Source organism: Desulforamulus putei DSM 12395 (assembly GCF_900129195.1).
Lineage (GTDB): Bacteria > Bacillota > Desulfotomaculia > Desulfotomaculales > Desulfotomaculaceae > Desulfotomaculum > Desulfotomaculum putei.
The window spans coordinates 1-22,354 of sequence record NZ_FQUY01000006.1 but is presented as its reverse complement, the minus strand read 5'-3'; the positions used below and the strand labels follow the sequence as shown (position 1 = coordinate 22,354).

Annotated in this window: 20 protein-coding genes and 1 pseudogene; 9 read left to right on the top strand and 12 right to left on the bottom strand. The window is 46.0% G+C overall.

The window, feature by feature from the left end:
* Positions 1 to 14: 14 nt before the first annotated feature.
* Positions 15 to 230, bottom strand: a complete 216-nt coding sequence (locus BUB67_RS05515; protein WP_073237011.1) for a sulfurtransferase TusA family protein — start codon at positions 228 to 230, stop codon at positions 15 to 17.
* Entirely contained in the window at positions 190 to 1,293 is a 1,104-nt protein-coding gene (gene yedE, locus BUB67_RS05510; RefSeq protein WP_073237009.1) for a YedE family putative selenium transporter, read from the bottom strand. Before yedE ends, BUB67_RS05515 begins: the two co-directional genes overlap by 41 nt.
* An 815-nt stretch (positions 1,294 to 2,108) precedes the next feature.
* Between yedE and BUB67_RS05505 the strand changes: the two genes are divergently transcribed.
* Positions 2,109 to 2,348 carry a thioredoxin family protein gene (locus BUB67_RS05505; protein WP_073237007.1) on the top strand — a complete coding sequence of 80 codons (240 nt, stop codon included), beginning with the start codon at positions 2,109 to 2,111 and terminating at the stop codon, positions 2,346 to 2,348.
* A gap of 164 nt (positions 2,349 to 2,512) precedes the next feature.
* On the opposite strand, the gene BUB67_RS05500 is transcribed toward BUB67_RS05505, so the two are convergent.
* Positions 2,513 to 3,697, bottom strand: a complete 1,185-nt coding sequence (locus BUB67_RS05500; RefSeq protein WP_073237004.1) for a tungsten cofactor oxidoreductase radical SAM maturase — start codon at positions 3,695 to 3,697, stop codon at positions 2,513 to 2,515.
* A gap of 321 nt (positions 3,698 to 4,018) precedes the next feature.
* On the opposite strand from BUB67_RS05500, the gene BUB67_RS05495 reads away from it, so the two are divergent.
* The 3 genes from BUB67_RS05495 to BUB67_RS05485 all read left to right on the top strand — a co-directional run bounded on the left by BUB67_RS05495 (position 4,019) and on the right by BUB67_RS05485 (position 8,807).
* Positions 4,019 to 4,345, top strand: a complete 327-nt coding sequence (locus tag BUB67_RS05495; RefSeq protein ID WP_073237001.1) for an ArsR/SmtB family transcription factor — start codon at positions 4,019 to 4,021, stop codon at positions 4,343 to 4,345.
* Between the two features lie 176 nt (positions 4,346 to 4,521).
* Positions 4,522 to 5,667: an efflux RND transporter periplasmic adaptor subunit gene (locus BUB67_RS05490; RefSeq protein WP_073236996.1), complete on the top strand. Its 1,146-nt coding sequence runs from the start codon at positions 4,522 to 4,524 to the stop codon at positions 5,665 to 5,667.
* 2 nt (positions 5,668 to 5,669) lie between these two features.
* Positions 5,670 to 8,807 (top strand): efflux RND transporter permease subunit, encoded by a 3,138-nt coding sequence (locus BUB67_RS05485; RefSeq protein WP_073236993.1) that lies wholly within the window; start codon positions 5,670 to 5,672, stop codon positions 8,805 to 8,807.
* 52 nt (positions 8,808 to 8,859) lie between these two features.
* Here BUB67_RS05485 and BUB67_RS05480 read toward each other — a convergent pair whose 3' ends face one another.
* The 6 genes from BUB67_RS05480 to BUB67_RS05455 all read right to left on the bottom strand — a co-directional run bounded on the left by BUB67_RS05480 (position 8,860) and on the right by BUB67_RS05455 (position 14,836).
* Complete coding sequence (locus BUB67_RS05480) at positions 8,860 to 10,188, bottom strand: sensor histidine kinase (protein ID WP_073236990.1); 1,329 nt, start codon at positions 10,186 to 10,188, stop codon at positions 8,860 to 8,862.
* Positions 10,185 to 10,853, bottom strand: coding sequence for a response regulator transcription factor (locus BUB67_RS05475; protein WP_073236988.1), 669 nt, complete (start codon positions 10,851 to 10,853; stop codon positions 10,185 to 10,187). Before BUB67_RS05475 ends, BUB67_RS05480 begins: the two co-directional genes overlap by 4 nt.
* A gap of 109 nt (positions 10,854 to 10,962) precedes the next feature.
* Positions 10,963 to 11,538 (bottom strand): hypothetical protein, encoded by a 576-nt coding sequence (locus BUB67_RS05470; RefSeq protein WP_238456968.1) that lies wholly within the window; start codon positions 11,536 to 11,538, stop codon positions 10,963 to 10,965.
* 412 nt (positions 11,539 to 11,950) lie between these two features.
* Complete coding sequence (locus BUB67_RS05465) at positions 11,951 to 12,646, bottom strand: ATP-binding protein (RefSeq protein WP_073236982.1); 696 nt, start codon at positions 12,644 to 12,646, stop codon at positions 11,951 to 11,953.
* Positions 12,647 to 13,146: 500 nt separating this feature from the next.
* A complete protein-coding gene (rarD, locus tag BUB67_RS05460) occupies positions 13,147 to 14,100 on the bottom strand; it encodes an EamA family transporter RarD (protein ID WP_084127653.1) in 954 nt (317 codons plus the stop codon).
* Between the two features lie 226 nt (positions 14,101 to 14,326).
* Positions 14,327 to 14,836 (bottom strand): helix-turn-helix domain-containing protein, encoded by a 510-nt coding sequence (locus BUB67_RS05455; protein WP_073236979.1) that lies wholly within the window; start codon positions 14,834 to 14,836, stop codon positions 14,327 to 14,329.
* Between the two features lie 484 nt (positions 14,837 to 15,320).
* Between BUB67_RS05455 and BUB67_RS05450 the strand changes: the two genes are divergently transcribed.
* The 4 genes from BUB67_RS05450 to BUB67_RS05435 all read left to right on the top strand — a co-directional run bounded on the left by BUB67_RS05450 (position 15,321) and on the right by BUB67_RS05435 (position 19,510).
* Positions 15,321 to 16,757, top strand: coding sequence for an NAD(P)/FAD-dependent oxidoreductase (locus BUB67_RS05450; RefSeq protein WP_073236976.1), 1,437 nt, complete (start codon positions 15,321 to 15,323; stop codon positions 16,755 to 16,757).
* A gap of 24 nt (positions 16,758 to 16,781) precedes the next feature.
* Positions 16,782 to 17,174, top strand: coding sequence for a hypothetical protein (locus BUB67_RS05445; protein WP_073236972.1), 393 nt, complete (start codon positions 16,782 to 16,784; stop codon positions 17,172 to 17,174).
* A 339-nt stretch (positions 17,175 to 17,513) separates the two neighbouring features.
* A complete protein-coding gene (locus BUB67_RS05440; RefSeq protein WP_073236969.1) occupies positions 17,514 to 18,794 on the top strand; it encodes a sulfite exporter TauE/SafE family protein in 1,281 nt (426 codons plus the stop codon).
* Entirely contained in the window at positions 18,794 to 19,510 is a 717-nt protein-coding gene (locus tag BUB67_RS05435; RefSeq protein WP_073236966.1) for a hypothetical protein, read from the top strand. Before BUB67_RS05440 ends, BUB67_RS05435 begins: the two co-directional genes overlap by 1 nt.
* Before the next feature lie 58 nt (positions 19,511 to 19,568).
* Here BUB67_RS05435 and BUB67_RS05430 read toward each other — a convergent pair whose 3' ends face one another.
* Positions 19,569 to 19,775: a helix-turn-helix domain-containing protein gene (locus BUB67_RS05430; RefSeq protein WP_073237356.1), complete on the bottom strand. Its 207-nt coding sequence runs from the start codon at positions 19,773 to 19,775 to the stop codon at positions 19,569 to 19,571.
* A gap of 199 nt (positions 19,776 to 19,974) precedes the next feature.
* On the opposite strand from BUB67_RS05430, the gene BUB67_RS05425 reads away from it, so the two are divergent.
* Positions 19,975 to 20,760, top strand: a complete 786-nt coding sequence (locus BUB67_RS05425; protein ID WP_073236963.1) for a DUF169 domain-containing protein — start codon at positions 19,975 to 19,977, stop codon at positions 20,758 to 20,760.
* 68 nt (positions 20,761 to 20,828) lie between these two features.
* Here the strand turns inward: BUB67_RS05425 and BUB67_RS05420 are convergent, their stop codons facing one another.
* Positions 20,829 to 21,614, bottom strand: coding sequence for an undecaprenyl-diphosphate phosphatase (locus BUB67_RS05420; protein ID WP_073236960.1), 786 nt, complete (start codon positions 21,612 to 21,614; stop codon positions 20,829 to 20,831).
* 473 nt (positions 21,615 to 22,087) lie between these two features.
* Positions 22,088 to 22,354, bottom strand: a pseudogene (locus BUB67_RS16710) (IS110 family transposase); the annotation flags it as partial.

The following is a 22,354-nucleotide window of genomic DNA, read 5'->3' as shown; positions in this document are numbered from 1 at the left end:
AACCGGGCTTTTAATTAGTTCATTCTCAGTGTCAGGATGAAGTCGCTGTTCTGTTCAGTCACCAGAACCTGGCAGCCCAGGCTTTCTGCTGTCCGGGTCACATTTTCCACAGCCACTTTGTTATCCACCAGTACCGTAATCTCCTTAATACCCTGTTCCTGCAGAGCCTGCCTGGTCAGGAGCACCGGTTCAGGACACGACAGTCCCCTGGCATCCACGACTCTTTTCATTTTTCACTTCACCCCCAACCTTAAACTTACAGACAGCAATCCCCATGCCTAGGGTAAATAAAAGACCGAGGATAACTGCAACCTGGCCTGCCGGAGGAACGCCCTTCGGACCTGCTGCCAGACCAAAGTTGTGGGCAAAGGCTGCACCGGCAATTAAACCAAGCACCGTAACAGCTGCATCAGTGTTGCCTTCGGAGGCAGCCACCAATTGCCGCAAGGGGCATCCCCCCAAAAGAACCGCTGTCAGACCCGCCAGTAACATTCCAAGAAAATTCCACAGGCCGTCCGTATGTGCCAGTGGCTGGCCGACAAAGCCAAGTTTAAAGGTGCCAACCAGCAAGTTGCCAGCCAGGGCAGCGATGAAAACAGCCAGAAAGCCATACAATAAGTGATAGTCTTTAAAGAAGATGGCATCCCGGATGCCGCCGGCCATGCACAGTCTGGAACGCTGTGCCAATACCCCGATGACTGCGCCTGCCCCCAGGGACAGGAACAGGGGTGCATGCAGAGAACCGGGGCCGGTTTTACTGGCAAAAATGAAGGAAGGAGTTATTAGGGCTGCTGCCAACAAACCAAGTATGAAAAGAGGAAAAATAATACCGTTGGCCGGCGATATTTTCGTGGCCCGGCCCAGAGAAAAACCTTTCTTTAGGAACATGGTGCCTGTAACTATACCGATAATCAGGCCAACCAAGCCGACACCGGCATTCAAATCGCCACCTGCCAGGCGTAAAACGGTACGTACGGGACAACCAAGAAACACCAGCATACCAATCATTCCTACAAAACCCAGCGAAAATCTAATCAGGGGGCTGGAGCCGCCGGTGGTCCGAAATTCTCTGGTTGCCAGGGCCGTAAGGGTGGCGCCAAGACTAAGGCCGATTATTTCCGGTCGCAGGTATTGGACAACCGGTGCCCGGTGTAGTCCCAGGGCGCCGGTGATATCCCGCAACATACAGGCAATACAAACGCCGTAATTCCCCGGATTGCCCATTAGGACAAGAAAAACGGCCAACGCCCCCAAGGTTAGCCCGCTTAGAATGATTAACGCGTGTTTTTGCATAGGGATCTCCTGGTTTCTGAAAACTAAACATATCTGATTTATACAGGGTAATCCAGATTTATTTAGCTTTCTCTCCCGCCGACTAACGAGAGGCAGCATCACAGGATTCAACTGCTAGGCCATAAGCTCTCGCTTATGTTCCGGGTGGATCACCCCGCAGGGTTCCCCGCCGCTGCCTAAAGCAAACGTACTGCCCGGAGAAGGTGTTACCTTCACCTGGATTGATAGTATTCCATGCCCGACTTTCACAGCGTGTCTTTGCGACATGGAAATATTTACATCATTACTCTAGCAGTCTTTATGATTAATTACAACTGTGAAACCGCAAGAAACAGGTTTTTTCACCTCCTGTTTTATTGCTTTTTTAGCAGATTTAAATAGTTATTTAGTAGCTGCTTCTAACCTCCTTTGTAACGCTATCAATAAACCGTAAAACGATCCTCTTTCAATAAATCACCTCACTTCTTGGACAGGGAGGAAAGAAGTCGATATTAAGCCGGACTCCTGCCCGATTTCTTGGTAAGATTATCTATTTTTAAATGATTGTCCTTTATATTTTCTATGAATAATTTTTATATTAATTGTCTTCATGATAACCTGAGATAATAATTTTAAATAAAGTTAATTTCGTGCTTGCATGTTCAACACCACCAATTATCACCGGTTCTTTCTCTTGCATCCTAACCAGATGGTTATAATTTAGAAAAAGGAAAGAATAATGATTGCCAAATATAAGAACAAAATGTTATTATATTACTAAATATTTATATTATCAATTAATGTTAAGGTGTATAATTTAAAGGGGGCTGAAATCATTGGAAATTAAAGTGTTGGGAACCGGCTGTCAGAAGTGCAAAGAACTGGATAAGCTGGTGCGTGAAGTGTTGGCAGAAATGAATGTATCCGCCAATGTAGAGAAGGTGGAGGACATTGCACAGATCGTGCAGTATGGCGTGATGCTTACGCCTGGCCTCGTGATTAATGGTAAGGTCAAAGTGTCTGGTCGGCTGCCGAACAAAGCCGATATTAAAAAGATGATTGAAGAAGAAAAATAGATTATTCTGCGCAGGGTGATTAAACTTCGCTTAATTGCCGCTTTTGTGGTGGTTACCGGCATTGGTATCATTATTATTGGCTATTTGTTTAACATCCTGCTATAACGGCAAAAAAAGGAACCCTTTTCACAGAAAGGTGTTCCTTTTTTGCTGCTGACGATCTGTTAAGGGCAAGCAATCAGCCGCCTCGACCACAGACACTCGGCGCAGGAGGGGTTGTTGCCCCAGCAATCCGATTCGTTGGTATCGGTATAGGAGCAGCCGTCTACATATTTGCAGTCGGTGCAGGAGGGGAATTTAAAATCTTTCAGCTTGCTGCGGAAATTGACGTAGGCCGGGTCTGTCCAAATCTCGCCTAGGGTGCTTTCGTTTACATTGCCCAGGTAAAAGGGATAAATTTCCTTTTTGCGGCCATAAATGTAACAATGGTAGGCGTGCATCAGGGCATAACAGGGGGCCACCTCGCCCCGGTAGGTAACGGTGGCGGCATTGTCTTCCACAAATTTGCACTGGCGATCGGTGCGGATTTTCATATAGGGCATCTTGGCCAGCACATTTACCAAGATGGTGTCCTTGCCGTGGTCTAACCGGGTATCATCCAAGTCGTAGAGAATTTCATCTTTCATTTCTTCATTATAAGGTAATATGTTGGTAACGATCACCTGGCGCGCCTCTAATTCCAATGATAGGCGGATCAGCTTGGGCAGTTTGTGGAAGTTTTTCTTCATGGCCACAAACTCAATGCCCAGCTCCGGCAGTTTGCTCTTAGCAGCCTTTTTGGCGGCGTTCAGGGCTTTAATGTTGTCCAACACCGGCACAAAGTCTGCCTGGCGGATTTGATGATACGCCTCTTCATCGGGCCCGTCCAGCGAGACAAAGACTGTATCCAGCGGCAAGTTAATCAAGCGGTCAATATTTTCTGCGGTTAAAAAGGAACCGTTGGTAATCATCTCCACCCGCAGACCAAGATCCTTCACCGCCCGGAGCATATCAAAAATGCGGGGGTGGCTCATGGGTTCGCCAAAGCCGCCGAAATGCACTGTCTCCAGTTCAGGCAGTTCCTTCATCTGGGCCAGCAGTCGTTCAAAGGTAGTCCACTCCATTTTCCCCATGTCATCCTGCCAAGAGTTGCGGATACAGGTGGTGCAGTCAAAATTGCACAGGGTAGTAACTTCAATATACAGTTTTTTTATATCCCGTCGCAGGGGAATAATTTTATAACCATCCTTGGTGGACAATAACAGCGCCTCGTCGGCCTTCTCCGCCGGAAAAAGGCTGCGGTATTCAGCCAGCCGGATTTTGGTTCCGCCGGTGAGGTTGGTTTTGGAATGGACATTGATTTTCTTCATCTGCGCACGCTCCTAACCAGACTTGCATAAAAAGTTAAGAATATTATAACATATGCGTCTTTTAGTTCAATAATCTAAATTGGAACGCCTAGTGTTCTAAGAAGGAACAATTTAAGCCTGTACTTCATGGCAAAGCAAAAGTTTTCCCCAAAACCGGAAAGCCACTGGTCTTTATTACAGTAACGCTTATGTACCGGTTGTTTTGGCGTAACAACCGGTGTCTTTTTTATGACCCGGATTTTTCTTTCCATCGAACTGCCGACTGGTATTAAAGCAGCAAATGTTATATAATAATATTAGAATCAAATAGGCGGTGAAGTGATGCAAGAAAAAATTGCCCAACTAAAAGCTGATTTATTTAAAGCCCTTTCCCATCCCACCCGCATCCGTATTTTGGATTTACTAAGTGATGGAGAGCATTGTGTGTGTGATATCTTTGCACAGCTTAATGTGGAGCAGGCCAATACCTCTCAGCACCTGTCGGTGATGAAAAAGCAGGGTATCCTCCAGAGTAGAAAGGAAGGTCTGCGGGTCATCTACAGTATCAAACACCCGGAAATTATCGAACTCATCGAAATAGCAAATCAAATTCTCAAAAAACAGGCCAGCGAAGTGATAAACACCTTTGAAGGCGCAGACGAAAAATAGTGTAAAGGCACCCCACAATTGGCGGGGTGTTTTTTCATTGATCCTTGCTTTCATCAAATATATGATGGAGTCCAAAGCCTTTCACAATTTTACATAATCTTTTTTACCATGAAATATATTTTTTATTTTAAAATTAATCCATAAACATTATTTATGTTTAGGGAGAGGGCTTTCAAATGAAAAAACACATTATCTTAGTGACCGCATTGATGGTTATTTTATCAATTGCTATGGCCGGTTGCTCGAAAAATCCACAGGAACAAGACAAAGCCCAAGGTGTTAGGGGCGGCAGAGGAGCCGGGGCTGTCAAGGTGGCCCAGGTTGTGGAGGGAAACTTAAGAGAAAAAATGACTCTATCAGGAACTCTGGAGGCATTAAACTCTGCAGATGTTGTGGCCAAGACCTCCGCTAAGGTTGCCAGTTTGTTAGTTGATGTGGGCAGTCGTGTAAGTGCCGGACAAACTCTCATGACCCTGGAGGCAGAGGACCTGAAGGCAGCAGTGGCTGCTGCCGAGGCAAACCTGGAAACCGCAAAGGTTACATATGATTTAAGTTTAAGTAAATATCAGCGTGGCAAAGAACTAAAGCAATCGGAAGCAATATCCCAGTGGGATTTCGAGGAGAATTATGAGGGCGCCTACAGAAAGGCAGCAGCGGCACTTAAGTCCGCTCAAGCTGCCCTAGCACAAAGCCAGGCCCGCTATAACGACACAATTATTAAATCTCCTATCAGCGGTGTTGTAACAGCCAGAAATATTAATGTTGGAGAACTGGCCGGTTCCTCCGGCCCCATTTTTTCAATCAGTAACCTGGACAAAGTGGTGGTGTTGGTTAACGTCAATGAACAGCAGGTCAATAAGTTTGCTGAAGGGCAAAAGGTGGCTGTCAAAGTAAGTGCCGTATCACAAAATCCCTTTACAGGGGTTGTTACCAATATTGCTCTGGCAGCGGACCCCAAGCTTAAGGCCTATCCGATAAAAATAGAGTTAGACAACAAGGACCATAAACTAAAACCCGGCATGTTTGCCGAAGTGCTTTGGGAGCGTGAATTAGAAAAATCTCTTTTAATTCCCCGGCAGGCAGTTGTAAGCCAGGATGGCAAGAGTAAGGTCTTTGTCCTTGATCACGGAGTGGTTAAAGAAAGACAGGTGCAAACAGGAGCTGCCGATGGTCAAAATATAGCTGTCATTTCTGGTCTCAGTAAGGGCGAACAAGTAATTATTGACAACCTGGACAACTTGAAAGACGGTATGAAGGTAAATCCCCAGTCAAACCAGGGGGGATCGCAGAAGAATCCTCGGGGTAAAGGGGAGGAGCAATAGCGATGCACATAACAGAACTATCTGTTAAGCGGCCCAAGATGATGACAATGGTGATCCTTGTCTTTGTGATACTGGGTTTATATACCTACCGGCATATTGGAGTGGAACTTTATCCCGCCATTAATACGCCCTTTGTTTCCATTTCGGTATCCTACCCGGGGGCGGGGGCGGAAGAGATTGAAACCCAGATTGTTAAGCCGATAGAGGATGCTGTTTCCTCCCTGAGTCAGCTGAAGACCATTACCTCAACCTCGTCTGCAGGATCGGCCAATATTAACCTGGAGTTTGAATTGTCTGCCGATGCTGACCAGGCGGCTATAGATGTGCAGAAAAAGATGGACGCTCTGCGGCGGCGTTTGCCGGACGGAGCGGATGACCCGGTTGTGATCAAACGGGACATGAATGCTTCACCGGTCATGATGTTGGCTTTAAGTGGCGATGATTCCCGGACAGAGCTTTATGATCTGGCCAATGATGTCATCAAAGAGCGCCTGCAAAGGGTTGCCGGGGTGTCGGAGGTCAGCATTTTTGGCGGGCAGCAGCGGGAAATCAGGATCGAGATAGACAGGAGTAAGCTGGAAGGCTATGGCCTTTCCATTAACCAGGTAGTCAACCGGTTAAGGGCGGAAAACCTGAACGATCCCAGTGGACGAATGGATCGGCCGGAAGCGGAGTACAATGTACGGGTGCTGGGGGAATTCCGCAGTGTCCAAGAGATTGAAGAAATTCAAATACCCACTGCCGGCGGCTATTCAGTTCCCCTTAAGGCCATTGCTGCCGTTACCGACGGCTATCAAGAGGTGCGGGTTCACAGCAGAGTAAACGGTCAAAACGCGGTTGGTATCCAGGTTTACAAACAAAGTGATGCCAGTATGGTGGCAGTGGGTAATGCCGTAAAACAAGAGTTGGCATCCATCCAACAGCAGCTGCCGGCGGGTTTGCACTTAAAAATTTCACGGGATAACTCTGACTTTGTGCAAAGATCCGTTAACGGTACCCGGAGCAATATCCTTGAAGGGATCATAACCACCAGTTTGGTTTTATTTATCTTCTTAAGACAATGGCGGGCTTCCTTTATCGTCCTGTTGGCCATTCCCACCTCTTTAATGGCTACGGTTATGATGATGTATTTCTGCGGTTTCACCTTTAACATGATGTCCCTCATGGGATTGGCCCTCTGTATCGGTATCCTGGTGGATGACTCCATTGTGGTTTTGGAAAATATACACCGCCATATGAGAATGGGCAAAACGCCCTGGCAGGCAGCCATTGAGGGACGTCGTGAAATTGGTATGGCGGCCGTTGCCATTACTTTGTCAGACGTGGTGGTATTTGCTCCCCTGGCCTTTATGAACGGTATGATAGGGCAATTTTTCCGCCAGTTTGGTTTAACTATCGTCTTTGCAACTCTGTTTTCTTTGTTTATTTCCTTTACTCTAACCCCCATGCTGGCCTCCCGCTTGTATAAAGAAGGTGAGGAGGAAGGGGCAGCAAAGCCAACCAGGAGATCCATCTTTAACATACTCTGGCAATACACCATTCCTCTGGGGCAGAAGGTTAAAGATAAGTACCTGGTTATGTTGCACTGGTCCCTTAACCATAGAAAAAAGGTGTTGACATTTTCCGCCCTGGCATTTTTCCTTAGTCTTTCCCTTATTCCATTGAAATTAGTGGGGACTGAATTTATGCCCAAAACAGATGAGGGCGGGCTGACGGTGTCGGTGGAACTGCCTGTGGGTACTCCCCTGGAGAAAACCAATGAGACCCTTCATCGATTAGAACAATATATCGGTCAAGTGCCGGATGTTCAGTATTTTAACACAATGGTTGGCGGTGGCGGCGGCAGGGATTCCGCCAATGGAGCCAATACCGGGCGGATTGAGGTACAATTACGCCCCAAGGATCAACGGCAAAAAGCCACTTCTGAGATAGCAGATGAAATACGCAAGTATGGTTTGACCATGAAGGACGCCAGGGTCTTTGTATCAGAGTCCGATTCAAGGGGTGGCGGAGGTGGTTCAGCCGTCCGCATTCTGGTAGCAGGTAATGACCCGGAAAAAACTAACGAATTAGCCAACCAGGTGAGGGATATCGTAGCAAAGGTGAAGGGCGCCACCGACGCCAGGACTGACTGGAGCCTGGGACAGCCGGAAGTTCAGATTAAGGTGGACCACAGTAGGGCTGCCTACTACGGGGTTTCTGTACAGGATGTGGCTAATACCGCCCGGGCGGCCATTAACGGCGAAAGCGCCGGGGTATTCCGAGATGGAGATAAAGAAGTGGATATTACTGTCAAGATGGCGGACTCCGACACCCAGGACATCAGTAACCTGGAAAACCTGCTGGTGACCGGCAATGGTACATCTGTCGCACTGGGGCAGGTAGCAACCCTGGAGTATGGCAGCGGGCCGAAAAGTATACGGCGGGAGGACAAACAGAGGGTGATTACCGTAACTGCCGGTGTAAAAGATCGTCCCCTGGGTGATGTTATGGGCGATATAAGAAAGGAACTGGCCAAATTACAGTTGCCTACCGGCTATTCTATTAAATTCAGCGGTCAGGACCAGAGTATGAGAGAAAGTTTCTCAGAATTGGCCTCTGCTTTAGTCCTTTCGGTAATTCTGGTATACATGGTATTGGTTATGCTATACGAGTCCTTCAGCACACCTTTTATCAGAATGCTCTCTCTGCCTCTGGGTATTGTGGGGGCCTTAACGGCTCTGGCCCTAACGAAAAATAATATCAACGTATTTACCCTGATCGGGATTATCATGCTGGATGGTTTGGTGGCCAAAAACGGCACGCTGTTAATTGATTACACCCATACATTAATGGAGCGGGGCAGAACCCTTAAAGAGGCCCTGATAGAAGCGGCCAGTACAAGGTTAAAGCCCATTTTAATGACAACCATTACCATGGTAGCAGGTATGCTGCCTACAGCGCTGTCCATAACAGAAGGTGCAGAAAACCGCAGTGGCATGGCCTGGGTACTGATTGGCGGTCTCCTGACATCAACTATATTTACTTTGTTTGTCATTCCGGTGGTATATACCATCTTTGACGATTACAAAACAAAGTGGAGAAAAAGAAGAGGCCTCACGAAGGCTGCTTTGAAGCCTAACCCTGAGATAAATATTTAGTGGTACAGAAAAAGCCTTCTGCCGGTAAAAGCAATCCGGTAGAAGGCTTTTTTTACTTTAAAGGAATATGAACAGTGGAAGCTACACCGTTTCTTTCATTGTTGATCGTAAATTGACCGTGATAAAGCTTTACAATACGCTGTACGATGGCTAATCCCAGGCCAAATTTACCATTGCGACCTTTTTGGAAAGGTTGTTGGATTTGGTCTAGTACAAGGGATTCGATTTTTGAGCCGTCATTCCAGATTGTGACGGTGATTTTCTTTTTTTCACGGTCTATAGCAAGAGCCACCTCAATTTTTGAGAGGGCATAACGCAGGTGGTTATCCAGCAGGTTTTCAATCATAACCCTCAGGGTATCTTCATCTCCTTCAAGGGAAACCTGCTGTAATTCCAACCGCCAGTTTATCTCAGGACGTTGAGGGGTTAAACGCTGAGCAATATTCTCTATTAGCTTGTTTAACGGCACATCGTTGTAAACCGGGCTTCTGGTGGCCAGGTAATCTAACCGGGTTAAATACAGCAGTTGTTTAACCAGTTTTTCCAGACGTTCACCTTCCTCTTTAATAACCTGAATGCTCCCGGCCAGGTCCCCCTTCGGGTACACCCCATCCTGCATAGCCTGGGCATAACTGCGAATAACCATAACCGGGGTCTTTAATTCATGGGAGATATTCTGGAGCATGGACTGCTGTGCTTCATCCTGAAGAACCAGCTGCTGCCTCATGCTTTCAATGGAACCGGCTAATTTGCCTATTTCGTCACCTCGTTTGACAATCAGGGGTTCATGCCAATTCCGGCTGGCAATGCGCTTAACATGCTGCTGCATTTGCACCAGGGGACGGGTTAAGTAACGTACAAATAAAAGAGAAGCAAACCAGCTGATAATTAAGGCTATGGATGTATAAGGCAGTATATTAAATAAAAAAGTCCTGACAAAGCGGTCTTCCTCTGACTTTCGTAAGAAGGTCACCTGATAAAGGGGGTGGCCGTAGGCAAGTTCCTTACGAATGGAATAACGAATGTGAATTCCGTTACTTTGGCTCTCATACATTTGCCTGGCGGATTGCTGGGATACCGCATTTTTCCGTATTTCTTGTATCAGGGATGCCGGAAATACCTGCTGAGCGCTGGCAGGAAGAGTAGTACCATCCTCCAATATAATAAAGTTGCGTATATATAAGTCCCTGAAGTTTAATGATGAGTTAAAGGGTTCCTTGGCAATGTTTTTGGGAGGTGGAGGACCATGTGGTTCCATTAATGTGTCCGTAAAGAAATTATGTAAGAAGGTCGGCATCAGAAGAAATACAACCATATATAATAAAAGACTAACCAGGGACATGGCCAGCCAGATTTTTACGGTCAGTGATAGATTCTTCATTGGGAGATCATCCTGTAACCAAAGCCATAAATAGTTTCAATGCGAAGATCCGGTACTTTTTTTCTTAACCGACGAACCAAGTCATCTACGGAGCGGTCAGTGCCTACATAATCCTCGCCCCATACCTGATTAATAATTTGATCCCGGGACAGGGCCTGTCCTTTGTGTTTAGCAAATAATAAGGCCAGATCATATTCCTTTGAGGTCAGATTGATTATTTCCTGACCCTTGCGAATTTCTCGCTTAGCTTCATCCAGTACATAGGGACTCAGATCAATCATTAAATTTTTAGATTTGGCATTTGGATATACCCGTTCCAGTACACGCTGCACACGAATTACCAGTTCTCGAGGCAAAAATGGTTTGGCCAGATAATCATCACTGCCCATTTCCAAACCAATAATACGATCAATATCAGCATCTCGGGCGGAAATAAAGATCACCGGAACACCGGGGGTTTCTTCTTTAATCCGGCGCAGCAGTTGATAACCGTCTATATCCGGGAGCATAATGTCCAGTATCCACAGGTGAGGCTGCTCTTTTATTGCCTCCAGGGCAGATTTTCCCTCAGTAAAGGGGCGAATTTCCCAGCCTTCCTTTTCCAAGTAGGAGGTTAAGATTTCATTGAGGTTTTTCTCATCCTCCACAAGAAAAATACGAAACATAACTTCACCCCTCTCAGTTTGTTCTGTTTTATTATACCAAAGAAAACTAAGCTTACACTAAGTTGAACCAGACTCCCTGCAAAAAGGGAGTCTGGTTTATCATCAATACTTATTTTGCTTCGGAAACTCTGGCAGACAATTCTTGGTTTTTATCTTTTAACTGTTGTAAAAGTTGTGGCAACAGTTCTTTGATTTTAGCTTCATCGTTGTCTTTAACAGCTTGCATGAACTGACCCATCAGGCTGTTTTCAAAAGCAGCCTTCTTTTTATCCTTAAAATTTTGTAAACCCAGGGCTTTCAACTGTTCCTGAGCCTGCTCTTTAGTGATTTTGCCGTCCTTTAAATCCCGACGGATAACATTAACTTTTGCTTTTACCTCATCGGACAGTTGAGTTTTTTGCTTGTGGTTGGGTGCTTTATCTTTTAATTTAGCCATTAATTGTTCTCGTTCGGCCAAGGCGTTTTTCCAGTCCTGCAGGCTGTCCGGCGTGTACTTGCTAATTAAATCCAACATTTTGGTGTCTAAACTCTGACGGTTTTCTGAATTTATGCGCTGATGATGGGAAAAGCCCTTTTGGGAAAAGACCTTTAATGCCGTAGTCTCATCAGCAGCATAGGAAGCGGCAGGTACTAGGACGGACAGGGCTAAGGCGGTTGATAAAACTTTTGTCTTCCAATTATTCACGATACATACCCCCTAAACTTTTTAATTGACCACGCTTATAATCTACAGTAAGAATGCGGTACAATTATCAAGAAATTATGTGAAATTGTGGGAAGCCAGGGCAGTTTGGCGTATGTCAGCTATATAAACGGAAAGGACCGGGCACAGGCCGTCCGGTCCTTTTAATCCTTTCTATAACAGATTCACAAACGTCAAATATTAGGTTCTTTGGCGTGCTGCTGCCGTTAGCGGGCAATGGGCTGGGTTTCTGCCGGGCATGATTGCACCTATTTTACTTTACAGTATGATATTAACGTTCCGGCCGGAAGGATACTCCCATTAGGAAAAATTTTACGCTTAAATAATCAACCCGGTGATTACAAAAAGGGAGGCCGCCTCAAATGTTTGAGACAGCCTCTTCTTATTCAGGATCCTATTTTACTTTACCGTCTACGGAAATAATGACTTCCCGAACGGGGATCTCTTTGCCGGACATCTGCAGGGCTTGCTTTAAGATACCGGTGATGCCGCCGCAGCAGGGCACTTCCATGCGAGCCACCACAATGGTTTTTATATTATTCAGCGATAAAATTTGTGCCAGTTTCTCTACATATCCTTGAATGTTATCCAGCTTGGGGCAGGCGATGGCAATGGTACGGTTTTTCAGCAATTTCTCCTGAAAATCTCCATAGGCCGCCATGACACAATCGGCACAGAGCAGCAAATTGGCATTCTGGAAGTAAGGGGCAGCAGGATTCAGCAAGTGCAGTTGAATGGGCCACTGGCGCAGATTAGAAGGCTGGCTGCCTAGGGGCGCTTGTCCTTCGTCCTTTTGCTCAATCACTCTGGTTTGTGCCGACGGGCAGCCGCAGGCCGGTCCGGTTGAAACAGCAGATTTAAGTTTGATGTTGGATCTTGCCGTATTAAAGGCGGCTGCTTCCTTTTCGACCAATTGGATTGCATCCATGGGGCACTGGGGCAGGCACATGCCTAGACCGTCACAGTAGGACTCAGATACCAGTGTTGCTTTGCCGTTAATGACCTGAATGGCTCCCTGCATGCAGGCATTGGCACAAAGACCGCAGCCGATGCATTTGTCCTGATCTATTTGAATAACTTTGCGTTTCATGGTAGACCTCCTTATATTCTGTATATTTTGTATTGATTAATTCGTATTATAAATAATCTTGGGGTAGCGGACTGTAACATATGTCACTCTTTCCCTGTGACTTTTATCGCCAAGCCGCTCCTTTTACCATGTCGGGCACCAATAAGAAAGTAAGCCCGGAACGATATCAATTTAGATATCTTCCCGGGCTTTTGCCCTCCGTTTAAAATACAATTTGCTGGTTAGTTATTTTTGTTCCCAAGCTTAAACCGGAAGGGAAAGTCGTTTAATTCGCGAAGTAGAATACAACGAAAGTCCCGGAAACCTTAGGCCTGTCGGCAAGGAGGTGATGACATGGACGCAGGATTAGTAATGTGTCTTTATATTCTTGGCATGCCGTTTTTGATCATGGCTGTCGACAGAAACCAGCCGGAGTAAATGTTTGATGATACAAGAATAAACAAATTGCTTCGAAGCCGCCACCGGGCGGTTTTTTTGTGACTGTATCAAATAAGAGAAACCTAGGCGGGTTCTCTTTTCTTCAGAGCTGCTTTTTTTAGTAACAGGGATTCCAGTTGGGCAAAAGACCTGGTTTTGGCCAGCGAAAAAATCAATAAAGCCGCCCAGATAAAAGCGAAGGAGACCAGATGAACCTTTGTAAAGGGTTCATGGTACAGGAAAACCCCCAGCAGCAGCGCCATGGTCGGGGCGATATATTGTAAGAACCCGATAATCGTCAACGGCAAGCGGTTGGCGCCCTCAGAAAATAAAATTAGCGGCACGGCCGTAACAATACCGGCTCCTATTAAAAGTACTGCAATGCCAGGGGAGCCGGAGCCAAAGGCGCTGTTGCCGGATTTCTCAAGATAGATTAAATACAATAGGGCAAAGGGAGAAATGATCAGGGTCTCGATTGTAATGCTTGTGATGGCTCCCAGCCCCACCATTTTCTTAAACAAACCGTATAAACCAAAGCTTACTGCCAATGCCAGGGCAGCCCAAGGGACAGCGCCAAAGTGGAGGGTCATGTTTAACACACCGAGCATGGCAAGTAAAAAGGAAATCATCTGCCAAAAGGACAACTTTTCCTTTAATACAAGGATGCCTAACAAGATACTTACCAAAGGATTAATATAATACCCCAGACTGGTTTCGATGACGCGATTGCTGTTAACGGCCCAGATATAAATAAACCAGTTGATGGTAATCAAGGAGGAAGCCATGAGAACGCCAAAAGACTTTTTGGGTGTGGCCATAATTTCACAGAGTTCGCCGCCAAAAGTCCTCAATTTACCTGTGACAAGCAAAATGACAATCATCAATAGAAAAGACCAAACAATTCGGTGCGCCAGCACCTCCGGGGACGGCACGCTCTGCACAAGCTTCCAGTAGATCGGCAAAATCCCCCACATTATATAGGCGCCGGTGGCAAAGGCAATTCCTTTTATGATTTCAGTGTGTTGATCTGTCTTCATACCCACTACCTCAACTTTAATGAATAAACTTATTGTAGGAGCATTTATGAAGAAATGCAAGAGCACCCTGCCTCCAGGGTGCTCTTGCCGGATATAATCTATTTAAGAGACTTCTTTTGCTTCTTCCCGCTTCAGTATAGTTTCCGGTTTTTTTATCCAACTGATGATATTTACTTTTCCTGGCTGGCAATTTCTCCCTTATGGGCCGGGTTCTGACGGGTTTGCTTTAATCTGCGGCTTGCCCCATATAGATGTTCTTCAAGCATGTTACAGGCAGATTAAGGCCGTAGCGGTTGGCCAGGCAGCACAGGACAAACTGTTTCACCGATAAAATGTTCTTTTGGAGTTTATAGCAGTCCTGCAAGGCTTGGGATAAAAATACCAGCTGCAATATTTCAGACGCAAATTCATTTTCCTGCTGCATCTTGATTTTATAATAGCAACACCCCGGTTTACCGGGCTGGGAAGGTTTATGGCGTTCGATCTCTATACCCAATTGCTTTAATTCCTGGAGATAACGATAAATGTTTCGCTCACTGACACCACAGGCTTCTGCCATTTGTTGGAGGGTAACGCCACCCTGCGGGCTATGTTTTTTAAGCATTTTTACAATAAGCCGTAAATTCGCAGCATGATTTTTTTTCCTGCGTTTTTCCGGGGTCTTGAGTACTTTTGATACACCCAGAGGACATCCCTCCTTTAATATTATCAGAGGTTTATAAAAAGGTGCGAACATGCAGGGAAAATAACAACTGTATGAAACCACCCCCGTTTTCAACCAGATAAAATAAACCAGCGCCCCAAGACACACAAATGTCTAACATACGCCAGTCAATTAAATACCAAGGGAAACTTCGTATTTAGCCCACCCATGCTTTTATCTCACTAATAAAATTCCAGCTGGCAACTCGAATTTAACCAGTGAAGTTCAATTATTTTCAACTTGGCGGAGGAGGAAAAAAGCGATAAAGCGAAAGGGGGTAGTCAGCCTTAAAGCTGACTACCCCCCCTGATAGTCAAAAGTCCGTTGACAACGACCCATCGTTTCAACCCGAGAACAAAATATTAATTTTCTATATTGTAGCACAAATGTTGTCACTACAACAATATTTTTTAAAGGGAAAAGACATTCTGACCCAAACCCAACTATTTTCCATTGAAAAAAATGTCTGTATGGTTCATAATAAATCTGTTTGCATAATTGCCAGGAGGTGCAAGGCATGAAACATTATGATGTTATTGTGGTGGGCGCCGGGCCGGCAGGTATATTCACCTGCTACGAACTGGCAGACAAAGCGCCTCACATAAAAGTTTTATTAATAGAAAAGGGAAGAAATATTTACAAGCGCGTTTGTCCCATTTTGCAAAAGACCATTGTCAAATGCCCGCCCCCCACACAAAAGAAGGAATATGCCGGCTGCCTGCCTGCCTGCTCCATCACCAACGGCTTTGGCGGGGCAGGGGCTTATTCAGACGGAAAGTTTAATATAACCACGGAATTCGGGGGATGGCTCACCGATTACCTGCCTCCTTCCGAGGTGCTGGAGTTAATCAAATATGTTGACGGTATTAATATCAAGCACGGTGCTGTTTCGGCAGCCACCGACCCCTCCACACCGGCCGTTAAAGACATTGAAAGGCGCGGTCTGGGTGCAGGCCTGAAGTTATTGCGGGCACAGGTGCGGCATCTGGGAACCGAACAAAACCTTGAAATTCTCAAAAGCATCTACGAGTTCTTAAAAAATCGCGTTGATATGTTGTTTGAAACAGAGGTGGAAGACCTGCTTACCACCACAGAGGGTGGCAGACACTTTATTAACGGTATTGTTACAAAGACGGGAGAAGAATATTTTGCCAAAAAGGTTGTCGTTGTTCCCGGCCGGGACGGCTCCGAATGGCTCTCCGGCGTGCTGAAAAAGCGCGGGTTGGAGATGGATTCCAACCAGGTGGATGTCGGAGTGCGGGTTGAGACCCTCAATGCCATTATGGAAGAGATCAACGAGCATTTGTACGAAGGCAAATTCATTTTCCGGACATCCGTTGGCACTACGGTAAGGACCTTCTGCAGCAACCCGTCCGGGTATGTGGTTATTGAAAATCACAGCGGTGTCATGCTGGCCAACGGCCACGCCTACAAGGACAAAAATCTTGGTAGCAACAATACCAATTTTGCCCTGCTGGTGTCGCACAAGTTCTCTTATCCCTTTAATAAGCCCATTGAATATGCCAAATCCATCTCCCGGTTGGCCAACGATTTGTCCAACGGCAGTGTACTGGTCCAGCGATACGGCGATCTTAAGAAGGGATGCCGGTCTACCCACAAGCGCATTCGGGTGGGCTTTGTTGAACCCACCCTGAAAGAGGCCGAACCGGGAGATCTGAGTCTGGTGCTTCCCTACAACACCATGAAAAGTATCATGGAGATGATTGAAGCCCTGGATAAAGTCACGCCGGGTATTGCCTCGGAACACACCCTGCTCTACGGGGTAGAGGCCAAATTTTACTCGGCCCGACCGAAGCTAACGAATAAGTTCGAAACCGAAATAGCAGGTTTATATGCCGGTGGCGACGGGGCGGGGATTACCCGGGGGCTGGCCCAGGCAGGCGCCTGCGGGGTGGCCGTGGCACGGGATATCATAGAGAAAGTACAAGGCTAGCTGCTTGTTCACCGGTTCCTATGAATGGTTCAGTCAGAGGAATGGCAAGGAATATTACAAAAAATCCAGTGCAGGCCCCTACCCGGTTGCCGGGCAGGGGCTACTTTTTTAGAGTGCAGCCTGGTTCCGGTAGAGGCCATTCATACCGTTTTATTTTTCATTGTAATCAAAGGTAACACCAAAGCGATAAATGAAATGTTGTCAATACTTTGCCATAAAAATGAACCAAAAGGTTCAATTGTGAAAAAATTAAGGGATTTGAGAGGCCAGGCGGTGGCAAAGCTGAGTGACAAAAAACATTGTCGAAGAACTATATTTCCTATGCTTTTATGGGTTTTCACAAATACAACCGCACAAGACAATTATTTCATAGACCATTGTATTGAAAAAATGTTTGTAATAAAAGAGTGTCTTTGATACAGTACCTTTGAAAAGATAAAAAGCGTTTTTATTTACGCTTTTGGTCACAACCTATTTAATCGCCAGAAAGATGCAAGATGGTGTGAAGAACCGGCAGGATACAGGGTATTTTGAAGTGGTCCAGGTGCAATCCCAAAATCAAAATAAAGCAAAAGAGCTTCAGGAGGATAAAAACAAGTCTGCGCAGGAGGTGAAAAGCGGGGAATACTTACAGTTGTGTATATGAGAGATATAAATGACAAGCGCCTTTTACTTTTAGATCAAAAATAGGGTAGAATCATTTTATTTGACCTGAAGCACCTTATTAAAAAACAGTTAGAGAAGGGGGTTACCCGAATGAGGGGAATTTATGAAGCCCTGATGAGCGCATCCAGGGCGCACGCAAAATGGGAACTGGAGATGTCCAACAACATTATTCGTAATAGAAAACATTTATTCATTTTGGCCATTATGATGCTTCCTTTAATTATACCGGCTATCGGACATGCTGCAGATTTACCAGGTTTTATCGGCGGCAAAAATGCCTTTGGGCCATCCCACTATTCACCCACCATGTTTTACGGTTCAATGTTTGTTGGTATATGCGCAGGTTTGATAACCGGATGCATTGGTGCCGGCGGTGGTTTTATTATTACCCCTGCACTGATGAGCCTTGGTGTGAAAGGGATCCTGGCAGTAGGAACTGACCAGTTTCACATATTTGCTAAAGCCATTATGGGAACGGTAATACACAAAAAACTTGGTAACGTGAATGTTCCCCTGGCCATCGCCTTTTTGGTAGGTTCCGGCGTTGGCGTAACCGCCGGCGGCAGCCTGAACAGAGCCTTGTTTAATGCCAATCCTGTGTTGAGTGATTTCGTGATCAGCGCAGTCTACGTTTTTATGCTGGGCTTTCTTGGCTTTTACTCCATGTATGACTTTATTAAAACCAGAGGGAGCGCCAAAAGTGGAGATGCTCACGGGGGACCTGTCGGTTTGACTCCCCTGGCACAAAAATTGCAAAGTGTAAATCTTGCTCCTATGATTAAATTTGACGAGGACGTTACTCCCGGTGGCCGTAAAATTTCCGGCTGGTTTGTGGCCTTTTGTGGTATGATTGTAGGTTTTGCCGCCGCTATCATGGGGGTAGGAGGCGGCTTCCTGACCTTCCCGATGTTTGTTTACGGTCTGGGTGTCTCTTCCTTTACTACCGTAGGGACTGATATTCTGCAGATTATCTTTACTGCCGGATACAGCTCTATTGCCCAGTATGCCATTTACGGTTACATCTTCTACACCCTGGCCATGGGCATGTTGGTGGGCTCCCTGTTGGGCATTCAAATCGGTGCAGCCACCACCAAAGTGGTTCCCGGCATCTACATCCGCGGTTTTTACGCCGTGGCCATTTTGGCGGGTTTTGTAAACAGACTGTTTGCACTGCCTGAGAAGATGGTACAAATGGGTTATATCTCCATGAGTTCCAGCATTTCGACCCTGCTGGCTACCATCGGCACATGGATCTTTTTTGGATTGGTATTCATCTTTGCAGGTTGGATTATCATCGCATTCATCAGGGGAATTCCTACCTTGCGTGCTGAAACAGCCTCTCCTACGGCTTCAAAAGGAGTGAGTCATTAATGATAAGAGATCGTAAAGCCTTTTACTTGGGAATTATTATGATGATTTCTTTTCTCGGTATTTATTTTTATATGATGAGCCCATCCTTTGGTAATGGCAGAAACGGCCTTGAATTTGCCGATGATATGTTTAACTCCATCTCCAAGGGTTCCGCCATGGCCATTGTTGAGGGGGAAGTCAAAAAAACCGAAAAGTGGCAGGGGACCGTGATTGATGTGGTCATAAAGGCAAAGAGCGGGGAAGAGGCAGCCAACTGGGCTTCCCAGTATGAAAAGATTGATGGTGTTCAGGTGAAAGTGGATAAAGAGGCTCTCACAGTAAAAGGAGACCTGGGGAAGATTATGGCCGTTATTTCCAGAGACAGCATGGACCTGTTCAACAACCGGGGGGACATTGTAAAAGAGAGATACGGCCTGGAAGCCAGGGAAGCTATTTATAACTGGTACAATTCTACCAAACAAATCACCAAAGCGCTGGACAAGCAGGAGAATTTCAAGGAATCTGCAGCTATCCAGGGACTGCAGAAAAAGGTTATCGAACCTTCCTATAATTATTACGGTGTCGAGATCGAGTATGTGAAGAACAACAAAGGTGTTATGACCTTTATGCTGGTATTCTATTTACTCTACACATTGTGGTACGGCTTCGCCATCTACTACCTGTGCCAGGGTCTGGGGATTACCATGAGCAAACAGGCCAAGAAGGCCGAGGCATAAAATGAAAGGCTATAAAACATGCAAAATTTGTAAAGGCTGGCGGGACAACCGCCAGCCTTTACTCGCCTTCCAGCCCAAACAAATCAGCAACCGTCACGCCAAGGTACGTGCATAACTTGGCCACCAATTCCCTGGGGTAGCATTCCATCTCATCGTAGTACAGTTCTTCTACAGCGTTGACGTCATAATCAATATCCTTCGCCACCTGTTGAAGGGATAATCCCCGGTCGTCCATGATATGTTTTAACAGTGAACGCATCTGCATGACCATATCTTCTCACCTCTCGTATTTTTCTGCAGTTTGTATTTTTCTCACTGTCAAAGCAGATATCCGGTGAAATAATTTCCACATCCAGGGGTCACAAAAAAGGGTGGTGAAAGAGAAGGAGGCAGGGATAATTTGTTTGTTGTAGAAATATTTTGACAAAACAATAGGTCCTAATAGAGTGAAAGGGAGGGTTACCATGGAAAGTAAAATTGCAAAGGCCATTGAAATGAAGTATCACCCTGTTGGCGTACAACTAACCAATGAAAGGCCGGAAGAAGCGCTGCAATTTAAAGAAGGCCGGTGGGGTTGCGTGGCAGCCATGATGAGTGCGGCTGCCAAAGGGAAAACCGTTGTCTTTGACCGGAAAACCTACGGGTGTATCGGAGGAGGCACCGGGCTGGGTTTTGGCAACCTGTATGTTAATTTTCCGGGCGGTATTGAGTATTTCTTATCCACCGGTAATAAGGAGTTCTGCAGCAGCGATATTGGTCAAAACATTGTTCGGAACATGCCCGCCCTTGAACACGGCGAAGGTTATCTGAAAAGCCCCGAAATAGCGAGGAAATTTATTGCCTGCCTGCCCATGGTGGATGTTCCCACAGAGTATGTGGTTTTTAAGCCCCTGGAAAAGTTTGCAGAGAACGAAACCCCGAAAGTAGTCACTTTCCTTGTGAACCCCGACCAGTTGTCCGCACTGGTGGTACTGGCGAACTATGACCGTGAAACCAACCTGAATGTAATTGCTCCCTTTGGTGCGGGCTGCCATACCATTGGCATTATTCCCTACCGGGAAGATGAATTGGAGAAGCCCCGGGCCGTCCTGGGAATGTTTGATATCTCCGCCAGAAAGTGCGTTGATAAAGATATCCTGTCCTTTACGGTTCCCTATAAAATGTTTTTAGAGATGGAGTCCAATGTTGAAGGAAGTTTCCTGGAGAAGCACGAGTGGCAAAGAGTGCTGGAGAGAAACAGAAAGGAATAGCCAATACTTTAACAACTCATTTTAGCAAACAAAGCCGTGACCCCGGTATAAATACCGGGGTCGCTTAATTAAAACTTTCCAAGCATTTGTGCAGCAAGGACGCCGATTCCTAAGATCCATACATAAACGGAGAAGATCTTGAGGGAGCCCCGCTGGAGAATTGCCAGCATCCATTTTACGGCCACATAACCGGCGACGGCGGCCGCCACTGTTCCTACCAGCAGGGGAACAGCCCCGATAGACTCCGCCTGTCCGCCGACCAGTTTGGCGCTTTGCAGCACCACCGCTCCCAGAATGGCCGGCAATGATAGCAGGAAAGAAAACCGGGCGGCGGTTTGTTTATTGATGCCCTGGAATAAAGCGCCGGCAATGGTTAAGCCGGATCTGGAAATAGCGGGCAGGATGGCAGCCCCTTGCAAAGCGCCCACGATAAAGGCATCTTTGAAGGAAATTTGCTCTATATTTTTTCTGCCTTTTTTCTTCATATTATCGGCTGCCCAGAGGATAAGCCCCGTGGCCAAAAACTCCCATCCCACCGTGACACCGGTCTTAGAAATGTTTTCAAAGAAGTCTTCAAAGGTAAGCCCGATGACGGCAGTAGGAATGGTTCCCGCAATAATCAACAGACTAAGCCTGCTAAAAGGTCGTTTCATCATATTCACAGTATCCTGCCAAAAAACCGCCACCACCGCCAGCAGTGTTCCCAGGTGGAGCATGGTATCAAGGAATAACCCGGCTTCGGACAAACCTAAAAGTTTTCTTCCCAACAACAAATGCCCGGTACTGCTTACGGGCAAAAATTCAGTTAAACCCTGGATGGTACCAAGTATCAAGGCTTTTAAAATATCTTCCATAAGTCACCCCTGTAACATTGTATTTCTATAGCAACATGACTATTATAACAGAGAACCGGTGATCAGGGCCAAAAAATGCAGTTTAAATATTTCTTTTCTGTGCTTAGGCAAAAAACAAAAAATAAACGTTCCAAACCACCCTTCCTAAAATGGACCAACTTCCAAATAAAAGATATTCAGAATTAAGACGTAGTCAGTTAACTAAATGTTTCATAATGCAAGGAGTGGTTTTGCAGTACTTGGCAAAACCGCCCTAATAAATAAATAGCAGCAGGTAAAACGGGTATTCAAACACGCCGGTGCAACTCCAAAAACAGAAATAGCCTGCAAGGAAGTCCTCCAGGCTCTTTCAATCTATCCTGAAAATTAAAGCAACATGGCCATGAAAAAGGCAATAACAAACTAACCCGGGCTAACCTTTTTTAAAAACACGGTTCCGGATAGCAGAAGGATAATATGTTAACCAAGAGAAATTAGGCTACTGATTCAACAATGACCTTGACTCCAAGCGATTCGAGTTTCTTGATGGACTGTTTGATAACAGTATCGCGTTTGCGTTCTTCATAATAAGATGGACCAAGCTCAATATATGGCTGCTTACGTTTTAAAATATGGTAGACTATGGTTAAGATGCTATGGGCAACTGCTACGGCGGCTCGGTTGGCACCCCGTCTGGCAGCGAGGCGGTGATACTGACTGGACAAATAGGTATTCTTGGTTCGGGCGGCAGCTCTGGCTGC